Origin of the sequence: Rhizobium giardinii bv. giardinii H152 (assembly GCF_000379605.1) — a bacterium.
GTDB lineage: Bacteria > Pseudomonadota > Alphaproteobacteria > Rhizobiales > Rhizobiaceae > Pararhizobium > Pararhizobium giardinii.
The window spans coordinates 517,426-530,588 of sequence record NZ_KB902579.1 but is presented as its reverse complement, the minus strand read 5'-3'; the positions used below and the strand labels follow the sequence as shown (position 1 = coordinate 530,588).

Here is a 13,163-nt window from a genome sequence, read left to right as displayed (position 1 = left end):
CCCCCATGCACCCGTCACCCTTTGGGAATCACGTCTGTAACGGTGCAGCAACAGGATTAATTCGTGGACGAACAAATTCAACGGCAAAGCAAAACCGGGCGACAGGATCGCCCGGTCTGATCTTTGCAGGATGGAGGAACGATTATTCCTCCGTTGCGGCCGGCGTATCGCCCTCGGGGACGCCCGCGCCGTTGGCGCCCTCGTCTTCCTCGTCGGCTTCAGGCTCGCTGATCCGCTCGACGGAGACGACCTTCTCGTCCTTGGCCGTGGAGAAGATCGTCACACCCTTGGTCGCGCGGCTGGCAAGCCGGATGCCGCCCACCGGCACGCGGATCAGCTGGCCGCCATCCGACACCAGCATGATCTGGTCGTTGTCTTCGACCGGGAAGGCTGCAACGAGTTCACCGATTTCGCCCGTCTTCGAGGTGTCCGTGGCGCGGATGCCCTTGCCGCCGCGGCCGGAGGTGCGGAAGTCGTAGGTGGACGACCGCTTGCCGAAGCCCTTGACCGAAACCGTCAGCACGAACTGTTCGCGCGCCTTCAGTTCCTCGTAGCGCTCGTTGGAAAGCTCGCCACCGTCCGCAACCTCTTCGCCGACCAGAGCGATTTCCTCATCCTCGCCGGTTGTCGCACGCCGTTCTGCTGCAGCGCGCTTCAGATAGGCGGCGCGCTCCCACGGCTCGGCATCGACATGCCCGACGATCGTCATCGAGATGATCCGGTCGTTTTCCCCGAGCGAGATGCCGCGGACGCCGATCGAATTGCGGCCGGCAAAGACGCGCACGTCATCGACCGGGAAGCGGATGCACTGGCCGAGAGCCGTCGTGAGAAGCACGTCATCCTGATCGGTGCAGGTCTCGACGGAGAGGATTTCATCGCCCTCCTCCTCGAGTTTCATGGCGATCTTGCCGTTGCGGTTGACCTGGATGAAATCCGACAGCTTGTTGCGCCGGACCGTGCCGCGTGTGGTGGAGAACATCACATCGAGGTTTTCCCAGGTGCTCTCGTCCTCGGGCAGCGGCATGATGGTCGTGATGCGCTCGCCTGTTTCGAGCGGCAGCATGTTGATCAGCGCCTTGCCACGCGACTGCGGCGTGCCGATCGGCAGACGCCAGACCTTCTCCTTGTAGACGATGCCACGCGAGGAGAAGAAAAGGATCGGCGTATGCGTATTGGCGACGAACAGCCTCGTCACGAAATCCTCGTCGCGCGTCGCCATGCCGGAGCGGCCCTTGCCGCCGCGGCGCTGCGCCCGGTAGGTCGTCAGCGGCACGCGCTTGATGTAGCCGAGATGCGATACGGTAATGACCATGTCTTCCTGGGCGATCAGGTCCTCGTCGTCCATCTCCGGACCGCCTTCGACGATCTCGGTGCGGCGCGGCGTGCCGAACTCGTCCCGCACGGCTATAAGCTCGTCCTTGACGATCGTCATGATGCGGACGCGTGAGGAGAGGATATCGAGGTAGTCGCTGATCTCGGCGCCGATCTTGTTCAGCTCATCGCCGATTTCGTCACGACCCAGCGCCGTCAGGCGGGCGAGACGGAGTTCGAGGATCGCCCTCGCCTGCTCTTCCGACAGGTTGTAGGTCAGGTCGTCGTTGATCCGGTGGCGCGGATCGTCGATCAGCCGGATCAGGCTCTCGACATCGGAGGCAGGCCAGCGGCGCGTCATCAACTGCTCGCGCGCCGTCTGCGGATCCGGCGCTTCGCGGATCAGCTTGATGATCTCGTCGATATTGGCGACCGCGATCGCGAGACCGACCAAAACATGGGCGCGTTCGCGCGCCTTGCGCAACAGGTACTTCGTGCGCCGGCTGACCACCTCTTCACGGAAGGCGACGAAGGCGCGCAGCATGTCGAGGAGCGTCATCTGCTCCGGCTTGCCGCCGTTCAGCGCCACCATGTTGCAGCCGAAGGAGGTCTGCAGCGGCGTGTAGCGATAAAGCTGGTTGAGGATGACCTCGGCATTGGCATCGCGCTTCAGCTCGACGACGACGCGGTAGCCCTGCCGGTCGGATTCGTCGCGCAGGTCGGATATGCCCTCGATGCGCTTGTCCTTGACCAGTTCGGCCATCTTCTCGATCATCGTCGCCTTGTTCACCTGGTAGGGAACTTCGGTGATGATGATCTGCTCGCGGTCGCCGCGCATCGGCTCGATGGTGGCGCGGCCGCGCATGATGACCGAGCCGCGGCCGGTCTCGTAAGCCGAGCGAATGCCGGAGCGGCCGAGAATGAAGGCGCCGGTCGGGAAGTCCGGTCCCGGGATGATCTCCATCAGCTGCGGCAATTCGAGCGCCGGTTCATCGATCAGCGCGATGCAGCCGTTGATGACTTCGGCGAGGTTGTGCGGCGGAATGTTGGTCGCCATGCCGACGGCGATGCCGCCTGCCCCGTTGACCAGCAGGTTCGGGAACTTGGCCGGCACGACCGAAGGCTCGTGCAGCGTACCGTCGTAGTTGTCGCGGAAATCGACGGTTTCCTTGTCGAGGTCATCGAGCAGCGCGTGCGCCGCCTTCTGCAGCCGGCACTCCGTATAACGTTCGGCCGCCGGCGGATCGCCGTCGATCGAGCCGAAATTGCCCTGGCCGTCGATCAGCGGCAGGCGCAGCGACCAAGGCTGCGCCATGCGCGCCAGGGCGTCGTAAATCGCCATGTTGCCGTGCGGATGGTATTTACCCATCACGTCACCGGTGACGCGGGCGCATTTGACGTATTTCTTGTTCCAGTCGATGCCGAGCTCGCTCATCCCCCAGAGGATGCGGCGGTGAACCGGCTTCAGACCATCGCGGACATCGGGAAGCGCGCGGCTGACGATGACGCTCATGGCGTAATCGAGGTACGACCGCTGCATTTCCTCCATGATGGAAATAGGCTCGATGCCTGGTGGATTCTTGCCGCCGCCGGGTGTGGTTTGTTCAGTCAATTTCGATCACGATCTTTGTTCAGAATCAGAAAGATTTTTATAGCCGAATGCATTGGCGAGCGCCAATTTCGGGGCCGGGTTTTAAACAGCCTTTTCGGCTCTTCGGCGCTATGCGTGGCATTTGCAAGGCAAAAGCGAAGGAACGGTCCGAAACGGCTCTTTCCTTCGCCGGCCCGCTCGCCTAACAATCCGCAGGACGGCCATCATAAACAAAGCCGCGACGGGGAAAACGCATGTCTCACATCGATCTCTTGATCAATGCGCTGACCACCATTCTGGTCACCATCGATCCGCCTGGCCTTGCGCCGATCTTCCTCAGCCTGACCACGGGCATGAGCCGCCACGAACGGTTCCTTGTGGCGCGACGCGGCACGCTGATTGCGTTCTTCATTCTCTCCGCCTTCGCCCTCTTTGGCAACGGCATCCTTGGACTGCTCGGCATTTCGATCGGCGCGTTCCGGATCGCCGGCGGCCTTCTGCTCTTCTGGATTGCCTTCGAGATGATCTTCGAGAAACGAAACGAGCGGAAGGAAAAGACCGGCGAAGCCGCCATCACCCGCGACCACATTCACAATATTGCGGTGTTTCCGCTGGCACTGCCGCTGATTGCCGGCCCCGGCGCGATCTCGGCGACGATCCTTTTGTCCGGATCCTTCTCAGCCACCATCGACCGGGCACAACTCATCCTCGTCATCGCCTTTTGTCTTGCCCTGCTCTTCGCCGCCCTCGTCATCGCCGAACGCATCGACCGCTTCCTCGGCGTCACCGGCCGCGCCATCCTGACCCGGCTGCTCGGCGTCATCCTCGCCGCGCTCGCGGTTCAGTTCGTCGTCGATGGCGTGAAGTCAGCCATGGCGCTTTGACACGCCCGCATCGCCGAACGCTCACCAGCAAAAAGGCCCGGCTTCCCGAGCCTCTTCTGTATTGTGACGCGCCGGATCAGAACGGAATGTCGTCATCCATGTCGCGCGAAAAGTTTCCGCCGCCGCCACTCGAGCGGCCGGCCGGCGCCGATGCAGGGCGATCGTAGTCGTCGCCGTAACCGCCGGAGCTTGGGCCACCGAAATCCGAGCCGCTTCGACCGGCGCCGGAACCAGCGTCGCCACGCCCGCCGAGCATCGTCAGCGTCGAGTTGAAGCCCTGCAGGACAACTTCCGTCGAATAGCGATCCTGACCATTCTGGTCCTGCCATTTGCGGGTCTGCAACTGGCCTTCGATATAGACCGTCGAGCCCTTCTTCAGATATTGCTCGGCAACCTTGCAGAGCCCTTCGTTGAAGATCACGACGGTGTGCCACTCCGTCTTTTCCTTGCGCTCGCCCGTATTGCGGTCGCGCCAGCTTTCCGAGGTTGCAATCCGCAGGTTGGCGATCGGCCGGCCGTCCTGCGTGCGCCGGATTTCCGGGTCCGCCCCGAGGTTGCCGATCAAAATCACCTTGTTGACACTACCCGCCATCTTGCTTTTCCTGTTATCCCGCCCGGCATCGCAGCCCGGCCACCAAAATTCTCAAGCGCGCATCTTAGCGGCTGCCAGCCCACCATACGCCCCTTCGCACCGCGTCATCCACAACAGATTTCGAATTTTGTTCTTTATTTGTTCTAGTAAATTCGTAATATCGTGTCAACTGACTCGGGAAAGCCCGCCTGTTTTTCGGATTGCGCCTCGACATGCGCCGTGCCGTACTTAAATAGGAGCATTCACCGGATTTACAAAGCTGGACACGATGAGCGAACACAAGACTATTTCCATTCGCGGCGCGCGCGAGCACAATCTGAAGGGCATTGACCTCGATTTGCCGCGCAACAAGCTGATCGTCATGACCGGCCTGTCCGGCTCCGGGAAATCGTCGCTCGCTTTCGACACGATCTATGCGGAAGGTCAGCGCCGCTACGTCGAGAGCCTTTCGGCCTATGCCCGCCAATTCCTCGAGATGATGCAGAAGCCGGATGTCGACCAGATCGACGGGCTGTCGCCGGCGATCTCGATCGAGCAGAAGACGACCTCGCGCAACCCGCGCTCGACGGTCGGAACCGTCACCGAAATCTACGACTACATGCGCCTCCTGTTTGCCCGCGTCGGGGTGCCCTATTCGCCGGCCACCGGCCTGCCGATCGAAAGCCAGACGGTCAGCCAGATGGTCGACCGGATCGTCGATTTCGGCGAAGGGACGCGGCTCTATATCCTGGCGCCGATCGTGCGCGGGCGGAAGGGCGAGTACAAGAAAGAGCTCGCCGAACTGATGAAGAAGGGCTTTCAGCGCGTCAAGATCGACGGGCAGTTCTACGAGATTGCCGAGGCACCGGCACTCGACAAGAAGTACAAGCACGATATCGACGTCGTCGTCGACCGCGTCGTCGTGCGTCCCGACCTGACGGCGCGCCTGGCCGACAGTCTCGAAACCTGCCTGACGCTCGCCGACGGCCTGGCCATCGCCGAATTTGCCGACAAGCCGCTGCCGCCGGAAGAGACGTCTGCAGGCGGCTCGGCCAACAAATCGCTGAACGAGACGCATGAGCGCGTGCTCTTTTCCGAAAAATTTGCGTGCCCCGTATCCGGATTTACCATTTCGGAGATCGAGCCGCGGTTGTTCTCGTTCAACAATCCCTTCGGCGCCTGCCCGACCTGCGATGGTCTCGGCAGCCAGCAGAAGATCGACGAGGCGCTGATCGTCCCCGAACCCGATCGGACGCTGAAGAATGGCGCCATCGCCCCTTGGGCGAAGTCCTCGTCGCCCTACTACAATCAGACGCTCGAAGCCCTCGGCAAGGCGTTTGGCTTCAAGCTGTCAAGCAAATGGAGCGATCTGTCCGACGAAGCCCGGCATGCGATCCTGCAGGGCACCGAGGAAAAGATCAGCTTTCACTACGAGGACGGCGCCCGATCCTACAACACCACGAAGACCTTCGAGGGCATCGTGCCCAACCTGGAGCGGCGGTGGAAGGAGACCGACAGCGCCTGGGCACGCGAGGAGATCGAGCGCTACATGTCGGCGGCCCCCTGCCCGGCCTGTAACGGTTTCCGCCTGAAACCGGAAGCGTTGGCGGTAAAGATCGACAAGCTGCATATCGGCGAGGTGACCGACATGTCGATCCGCGTTGCCCGCGACTGGTTCGACGCCTTGCCGGGCCACATGAATGCCAAGCAGAACGAGATCGCCGTCCGCATCCTGAAGGAGATCCGCGAGCGGCTGCGCTTCCTCAACGATGTCGGCCTGGAATATCTCAGCCTCTCGCGCAATTCCGGCACGCTGTCGGGCGGCGAAAGCCAGCGTATCCGGCTGGCATCGCAGATCGGCTCCGGCCTGACCGGCGTGCTCTACGTCCTCGACGAACCGTCGATCGGCCTGCATCAGCGCGACAATGCCCGGCTGCTCGAGACGCTTCGGCATCTGCGCGACATCGGCAACACGGTGATCGTCGTCGAACACGACGAGGATGCGATCCTGACCTCGGACTATGTCGTCGATATCGGACCCGCCGCCGGTATCCACGGCGGCGAGGTGGTCGCCCAGGGTGCGCCGTCCGACATCATCGCCAATCCGAATTCGCTGACCGGGCGATATCTTTCCGGCGAGCTTTCGGTCGCCGTGCCGTCGGAGCGGCGCAAGCTGAAGAAGAAAAAGGAAATCACCGTTGTCGGCGCCCGCGCCAACAATCTGAAGAACATCACCGCCTCGATCCCGCTCGGCATCTTCACCGCGGTCACCGGCGTTTCAGGCGGCGGCAAGTCGACCTTCCTGATCGAGACGCTCTACAAGGCGGCCGCACGGCGCATCATGGGCGCGCGCGAGAATCCGGCCGAGCACGACCGGATCGACGGTTTCGAGCACATCGACAAGGTGATCGACATCGATCAGTCGCCGATCGGCCGCACGCCGCGCTCGAATCCGGCGACCTATACCGGCGCCTTCACCCCGATCCGCGACTGGTTCGCCGGCCTGCCGGAAGCGAAGGCGCGCGGCTACCAGCCCGGTCGTTTCTCCTTCAACGTCAAGGGCGGCCGTTGCGAGGCCTGCCAGGGCGACGGCGTCATCAAGATCGAGATGCACTTCCTGCCGGATGTCTATGTCACCTGCGACGTCTGCCACGGCAAACGCTACAATCGCGAGACGCTGGACGTGCATTTCAAGGGCAAATCGATCGCCGACGTGCTCGACATGACGGTCGAGGAAGGCGTCGAGTTCTTCGCCGCCGTCCCGGCGGTGCGCGACAAGCTGGTCACGCTCAATCAGGTCGGCCTCGGCTACATCAAGGTCGGTCAGCAGGCCAACACGCTCTCGGGCGGCGAGGCACAGCGCGTCAAGCTTGCCAAGGAGCTGTCCAAGCGCTCGACCGGGCGCACGCTCTATATTCTGGACGAACCAACAACTGGCTTGCATTTCCACGATGTAGCGAAGCTTCTTGAAGTTCTGCATGAACTCGTCAACCAGGGCAATTCGGTTGTCGTCATCGAGCATAATCTGGAAGTCATCAAGACCGCCGACTGGGTGATCGATTTCGGACCCGAAGGCGGCGACGGCGGCGGCGAAGTCATTGCAGCGGGAACACCGGAAGATATCGTCAAGGAAAAGCGCTCCCATACCGGCGCGTTCCTGAAGGAACTTCTGGAACGGCGTCCGCTTCGCAAGGCCGAAGCGGCGGAGTAAAAGACAGCACCGAAGGGGAGACAGCATGACCAAATCAGGCACGATCCGCTGCGGCATCGGCGGCTGGACCTTCGATCCTTGGGAGGGCACGTTCTATCCCGAGACGCTGTCGAAGAAGCGGCAACTGGAATATGCCAGCCGGCAACTGAAGGTCATCGAGGTCAACGGCACCTACTACAGTTCGCAGAAGCCCGAAACCTTTGCCAAGTGGGCGTCGGAAGTGCCGGATGATTTCGTCTTCTCGCTGAAAGCCAGCCGCTTTGCCACCAACAAGAAAGTGCTGGCCGAGGCGGGTGAATCGATCAACCGGTTTCTCGGCCAGGGGTTGACTGAACTGGGGCCGCATCTCGGCCCGATCCTGTGGCAGTTCATGGCGACCAAGAAATTCGATGCCGATGATTTCGGTGCCTTCCTGGCACTACTGCCGGAAAAACAGGATGGCCTGGCGCTGCGGCACGTCGTCGAGGTGCGCCATCCATCCTTCCGCACGCCGGAGTTCATCGCGCTGCTGGCGAAACACAACGTGGCATTGGTCTGCGCCGATCACGCCGACTACCCGATGATCGCCGACGTCACCTTGGACTTCGTCTATGCCCGCCTGCAGACGGGCAGCGACGATGTCGAGACTTGCTATGACGAAAAGCGGCTCGATCTGTGGGCCGATCGGCTGAAGACCTGGGCGTCGGGTGGCGTGGTGGCGGAGCTTGACCTTGGTGATCCCTCGCGCAAGCCGGAAATGAAGGCTCGCGATGTCTTTGCCTTCTTCATCAGCGAGGGCAAGGTCAATGCGCCGAACGGCGCGCGGGCACTGCAAAAGCGCGTCGACTGATCAGGCCGGCAGCGGTTCGACGGCCGCTGCGAGGTCTTCCGCCGTAAGCCCCTCGCCCGCTTTCGCGCCGGCTCGTCCATGACGCCAGACACCGGCGGCGGCGGCCTCGAACGCGGGCATGCCCTGCGCCAGATGGGCGCCGATGATACCGGCGAGCGTATCTCCCGATCCTGCCGTCGCCAGCCACGGCGGCGCGTTGGTGTTGATCGCGGCGCGGCCGTCGGGCGCGGCGATTACCGTGTCGGCGCCCTTGTAGACGATGACGCCATGACTGCGTTTGGCGGCGGCGATGGCGCGGTCGACCTTCGAAGAGGCCTCATCGGCCTCGATATCCGGAAACAGCCGGGCGAACTCGCCGTCATGAGGTGTCATGACCAGTCGCGTTTCACCCTTGGCGCAGGCTTTAAAAAGCGGGCCCGGATCGTCCTTGAAAGCCGTGATACCATCGGCGTCGAGCACCAGTTTGTGGCTACCGAGCATCAGGGCGTACTGACGCGCCCGCTGCAGATCGCCAAATCCCGGGCCGAGCACGAAGGCGCCGATACGTTTGTCGGCCAGCCACTGCGAGAGGTCGTCTTCGCCCTCGATCTGTTTCAGCATTACCGCCGTCAGATGGGACGCATTGGCTTGCGAAGCCGCGGCCGGCGAAGCAATCGTCACCAATCCGGCGCCCGCCCTCAGACCGGCAATGGCAGACAGACGTGCCGCACCCGTCGAAAGCGGGCCGCCCGAAAAAACGGCAAGGTGCCCGCGCTTGAATTTGTGCGCGGCGGGGTCCAGTGTAAACGCGTATTTCCGCCAGAGATGCGGGCCGTTTGCGCTAAGCCTGCCGGCGCGGGCGGACAGGATGCGTCCGGGGATGCCGATATCGAACACCTCCAGCGTCCCGCAAAGCATCCGCCCCGGCATCAGCAGATGTCCCGGCTTGCGGGCGACGAACGTGACGGTGTGACGCGCCCGAAAACTTGCGCCCAGAACCTGTCCGCTGCGGCCATCGACGCCGGAGGGCAGGTCGACGGCGATCACCGGGAGGTCCTGGCTCGCCACGGTCCGCATCACCCTTGCCGCTTCCGGCGGTACGGGACGCGAAAGGCCCGCACCGAACAAAGCATCGACGACAACGTCACCGGCGGTCGGGGCATAGTCCGCAAGTGGTTTCACCGCCGTTCCGAACGCCGTGCAGGCCCGGGCCGCGTCGCCTTTCAGGGCCGCCGGATCACCCAGGGCATGGACGTCGACATCCGCACCGCTGTCACGCAAGGCTGCGGCGGCGATATAACCGTCGCCGCCATTGTTGCCGGGACCGCACAGAACGACAAACCGCAAGGCGCCGGGATAAAGCCGCAAAGCGGCCGCTGAAACGGCCGTTCCGGCGGATGTCATCAGACCGTAACTGTCGATCCCCGAGCGCGCGGCATCGGCATCGATCGCAGTCATTTCGGCGGGCGTGACGAGGGTGTGATTTCCAGCTGCTGACATTGCATCAAAATGCCTTGCCGCCGGGGCACTCGCAAGCTCGAAACACGGATGCAGGATGTCCATTTTTTATGCATTTGCACATATTTACCCCTCAAATGTGACACTTTATAAAGCGTCAACCGCAACATTGCGCCGGCAATCGTTATTTCCGCACAAAAATTCATAAAAAATAGGCAAAAGGCGCTGTTTATTCTGAAGAAACGGCTATGATCGCCTCCGTTGGAGGAGTTTCATCCAAAACGGCATCGCATTTGCCATATCTGGCATGTAAAATGCATATTGAGGGCAAGCCGGCATAAGCCTGCTATAACGGGAGAAGCGGAGAGAAATTTTCTCATGAAAAAGATCGAAGCGATCATAAAGCCTTTCAAGCTTGACGAAGTAAAGGAAGCGCTTCAGGAGGTTGGCCTTCAGGGCATCACCGTCACGGAAGCGAAGGGCTTTGGGCGCCAGAAGGGCCATACGGAGCTATACCGTGGGGCAGAATACGTTGTTGATTTTCTCCCGAAGGTGAAAGTCGAAGTCGTGCTGGCAGACGAGAATGCGGAGGCAGTCATCGAGGCCATTCGAAACGCCGCCCAGACCGGGCGCATTGGCGATGGAAAGATTTTCGTCTCCAATATCGAAGAGGTCATCCGAATCCGCACCGGTGAGACGGGCATCGACGCCATCTAATCCGCCTGGCCGTTCGGTCCGGGCTACTACCTCGTCATCTCAAGAGAGGGACTTTCAAAACATGACGACTGCAAATGATATCCTCAAGCAAATCAAGGATAACGACGTCAAGTTCGTGGATTTGCGCTTCACAGACCCCAAGGGCAAGCTGCAGCACGTCACGATGGACGTATCCTGTGTTGACGAGGACATGTTCGCCGATGGCGTGATGTTCGACGGTTCGTCGATCGGCGGCTGGAAGGCGATCAACGAGTCCGACATGGTGTTGATGCCGGATCCGGCAACCGTGCACATGGATCCCTTCTTCGCGCAGTCGACGATGGTCATCGTCTGCGACATTCTCGATCCGGTCTCCGGCGAAGCCTATAACCGCGACCCGCGCGGCATCGCCAAGAAGGCCGAAGCCTATCTCAAGGCCTCGGGCATCGGCGACACCGTCTTCGTCGGTCCCGAGCCGGAATTCTTCGTGTTCGACGATGTGAAGTACAAGGCCGACCCCTACAACACCGGCTTCAAGCTCGACTCGTCCGAACTGCCCTCCAACGATGACACCGACTACGAAACCGGCAACCTCGGCCACCGTCCGCGCGTCAAGGGCGGCTACTTCCCGGTTCCGCCGGTCGACAGCTGCCAGGACATGCGCTCCGAAATGCTGACGGTGCTGACCGAAATGGGTGTCACCGTCGAAAAGCAGCACCATGAAGTGGCCGCTGCCCAGCACGAACTCGGCGTCAAGTTCGACACGCTGGTGCGCAACGCCGACAAGATCCAGATCTACAAGTACGTCGTGCACCAGGTCGCCAATGCCTATGGCAAGACGGCAACCTTCATGCCGAAGCCGATCTTCGGCGACAACGGCTCGGGCATGCACGTGCACCAGTCGATCTGGAAGGACGGCAAGCCGACCTTCGCCGGCGACGAATATGCCGGCCTGTCGGAAACCTGCCTGTTCTATATCGGCGGCATCATCAAGCATGCCAAGGCAATCAACGCCTTCACCAACCCGACGACGAACTCCTACAAGCGTCTGGTGCCGGGTTATGAAGCGCCGGTTCTGCTTGCCTATTCGGCCCGCAACCGCTCTGCCTCATGCCGTATCCCCTTCGGTACCGGTCCGAAGTCTAAGCGCGTCGAAGTTCGCTTTCCCGATCCGCTGGCAAACCCCTATCTCGGCTTTGCCGCCATGCTGATGGCCGGCCTCGACGGCATCAAGAACAAGATCCATCCGGGCAAGGCCATGGACAAGGATCTCTACGACCTGCCGCCGAAGGAGCTGAAGAAGATCCCGACGGTCTGCGGCTCGCTGCGCGAAGCGCTCGAAAGCCTCGACAAGGACCGCAAGTTCCTGACTGCCGGCGGCGTCTTCGACGATGACCAGATCGATGCCTATATCGAACTGAAGATGATCGAAGTCATGCGCTTCGAGATGACCCCGCATCCGGTCGAATTCGACATGTACTACTCGGCCTAAAAGCCGCTTCCGGACCCGCGAGAGCGGGTCCAGCTCAAACAGAAGGCCGGTCTCGCGCGAGACCGGCCTTTTCATTTGTATGGTTGGAACCGGCTATTGCTTCTTCAGGCGTTGCTTCAGCAGGTCGAGATATTCCTCGTTGCCATCCGGCTGCCGGGTTGCGGCTTCCGGCGCCTTGCAGGCCGGCTTGTAGTCGAGCGCCATGCCTGCCTTGACGCAAACGCCAACCTGCCAACCGGGTGGCAAGACGGTCAGATCGACATCCTTCCATTTCGGATGTCCCGTCGCCTGCAGCTTTTCTAGATTGTTGAGAATGAGGCTTGAGAACTCCGACACCGCCTTGCAGCTTTCTCGCTGATAGGCGTTTCGCTTGACGTCGTAGTCATAGGTCATCATCACGGCCTTCACGGCGATCAGATCGACCGGTTCCTTCTGGAAAGCGTAAGTCCCGGCATCGATGCGCGAGGCCGTGTAGGTGGCGAGCAGCGGCGCCTCGGTGATCGGCAGGAGATGAAACTTCGCGCCGTCGATCGGGTTGTTCTTGAACAGCGCCGCCGGAGCCCCTGCGACATAGAAGAAGGCGTCGATCTCGCCGGCCAGCAGTTTCGGCAAAGCCGTATCCGGGTTGATCGCAACGCGTTCGCCGGTCTTCACCTGCAAAATGTCGAGAATGAGCGACGACGTCAGGAAGGTGCCGCTGTCCTTCACACCGACGGCAACCTTCTTGCCGTCCAGGTCCTTCATATCCTTGATATCGGCGCGGGCGAGAACGTGGATTTCCTCGTTATAGAGCGGGAACATGATGCGCACGCCACGCACCGCCTGTTGCACCTCGGGGTCGTTCGCCTCGAAGGTCTTCAAATATTCGAGCACGTCGCTCTGGACGATGCCGAACTGGGTGTTCTTGCGGTTTCTCACCCCGACAAAGTTTTCCAGCGAACCTGCGGATTGCTGGACGTTGAGGGTCAGCCCGCAACTCTTGCCGAGCGCTGCAACGTCGCGGCCGATCTGGATATAGGTGCCCTGCGGTCCGCCGGTCATGATGTTTTTTTCAAACTCGGCCGCCGATGCCGGACCGAGTAAACAGGCCGCGACGATCGCGGCGGAGGCCAGTCGAAACACCATTTTTCCTCTCCCGGAA

9 protein-coding genes are annotated in these 13,163 nt (G+C 61.3%); 5 read left to right on the top strand and 4 right to left on the bottom strand.

Annotated features, from left to right (window positions below; all coding sequences use genetic code 11):
* Positions 1-142: 142 nt before the first annotated feature.
* Positions 143-2,923 carry a DNA gyrase subunit A gene (gene gyrA, locus A3AY_RS0106085; RefSeq protein ID WP_026203162.1) on the bottom strand — a complete coding sequence of 927 codons (2,781 nt, stop codon included), beginning with the start codon at positions 2,921-2,923 and terminating at the stop codon, positions 143-145.
* A 233-nt stretch (positions 2,924-3,156) separates the two neighbouring features.
* Here gyrA and A3AY_RS0106080 point away from each other — a divergent pair, with 233 nt between their 5' ends.
* Entirely contained in the window at positions 3,157-3,786 is a 630-nt protein-coding gene (locus tag A3AY_RS0106080; protein WP_018324803.1) for a MarC family protein, read from the top strand.
* A 76-nt stretch (positions 3,787-3,862) separates the two neighbouring features.
* On the opposite strand, the gene A3AY_RS0106075 is transcribed toward A3AY_RS0106080, so the two are convergent.
* Positions 3,863-4,378 (bottom strand): single-stranded DNA-binding protein, encoded by a 516-nt coding sequence (locus A3AY_RS0106075; RefSeq protein ID WP_018324802.1) that lies wholly within the window; start codon positions 4,376-4,378, stop codon positions 3,863-3,865.
* Positions 4,379-4,646: 268 nt separating this feature from the next.
* Between A3AY_RS0106075 and uvrA the strand changes: the two genes are divergently transcribed.
* Complete coding sequence (uvrA, locus tag A3AY_RS0106070) at positions 4,647-7,568, top strand: excinuclease ABC subunit UvrA (RefSeq protein WP_018324801.1); 2,922 nt, start codon at positions 4,647-4,649, stop codon at positions 7,566-7,568.
* Between the two features lie 25 nt (positions 7,569-7,593).
* On the top strand, positions 7,594-8,397 hold the full coding sequence (locus A3AY_RS0106065) for a DUF72 domain-containing protein (RefSeq protein ID WP_018324800.1): 804 nt from the start codon (positions 7,594-7,596) through the stop codon (positions 8,395-8,397).
* Here A3AY_RS0106065 and A3AY_RS0106060 read toward each other — a convergent pair whose 3' ends face one another.
* Complete coding sequence (locus A3AY_RS0106060) at positions 8,398-9,876, bottom strand: bifunctional ADP-dependent NAD(P)H-hydrate dehydratase/NAD(P)H-hydrate epimerase (RefSeq protein ID WP_026203161.1); 1,479 nt, start codon at positions 9,874-9,876, stop codon at positions 8,398-8,400.
* 336 nt (positions 9,877-10,212) lie between these two features.
* Here A3AY_RS0106060 and A3AY_RS0106055 point away from each other — a divergent pair, with 336 nt between their 5' ends.
* Both A3AY_RS0106055 and glnA read left to right on the top strand, forming a co-directional pair.
* Entirely contained in the window at positions 10,213-10,551 is a 339-nt protein-coding gene (locus A3AY_RS0106055) for a P-II family nitrogen regulator (protein ID WP_018324798.1), read from the top strand.
* 61 nt (positions 10,552-10,612) lie between these two features.
* A complete protein-coding gene (gene glnA / locus A3AY_RS0106050) occupies positions 10,613-12,022 on the top strand; it encodes a type I glutamate--ammonia ligase (RefSeq protein WP_018324797.1) in 1,410 nt (469 codons plus the stop codon).
* A gap of 93 nt (positions 12,023-12,115) precedes the next feature.
* On the opposite strand, the gene A3AY_RS34530 is transcribed toward glnA, so the two are convergent.
* Positions 12,116-13,147 (bottom strand): TAXI family TRAP transporter solute-binding subunit, encoded by a 1,032-nt coding sequence (locus A3AY_RS34530; protein WP_018324796.1) that lies wholly within the window; start codon positions 13,145-13,147, stop codon positions 12,116-12,118.
* Between the last annotated feature and the right edge of the window lie 16 nt (positions 13,148-13,163).

Bases quoted from the DNA above. Each gene is read 5' to 3' on its own strand.
- A3AY_RS0106080 (WP_018324803.1), top strand. From the start codon at position 3,157: ATGTCTCACATCGATCTCTTGATCAATGCGCTGACCACCATTCTGGTC.
- A3AY_RS0106075 (WP_018324802.1), bottom strand. From the start codon at position 4,378: ATGGCGGGTAGTGTCAACAAGGTGATTTTGATCGGCAACCTCGGGGCG.
- uvrA (WP_018324801.1), top strand. From the start codon at position 4,647: ATGAGCGAACACAAGACTATTTCCATTCGCGGCGCGCGCGAGCACAAT.
- A3AY_RS0106065 (WP_018324800.1), top strand. From the start codon at position 7,594: ATGACCAAATCAGGCACGATCCGCTGCGGCATCGGCGGCTGGACCTTC.
- A3AY_RS0106060 (WP_026203161.1), bottom strand. From the start codon at position 9,876: ATGTCAGCAGCTGGAAATCACACCCTCGTCACGCCCGCCGAAATGACT.
- A3AY_RS0106055 (WP_018324798.1), top strand. From the start codon at position 10,213: ATGAAAAAGATCGAAGCGATCATAAAGCCTTTCAAGCTTGACGAAGTA.
- glnA (WP_018324797.1), top strand. From the start codon at position 10,613: ATGACGACTGCAAATGATATCCTCAAGCAAATCAAGGATAACGACGTC.
- A3AY_RS34530 (WP_018324796.1), bottom strand. From the start codon at position 13,147: ATGGTGTTTCGACTGGCCTCCGCCGCGATCGTCGCGGCCTGTTTACTC.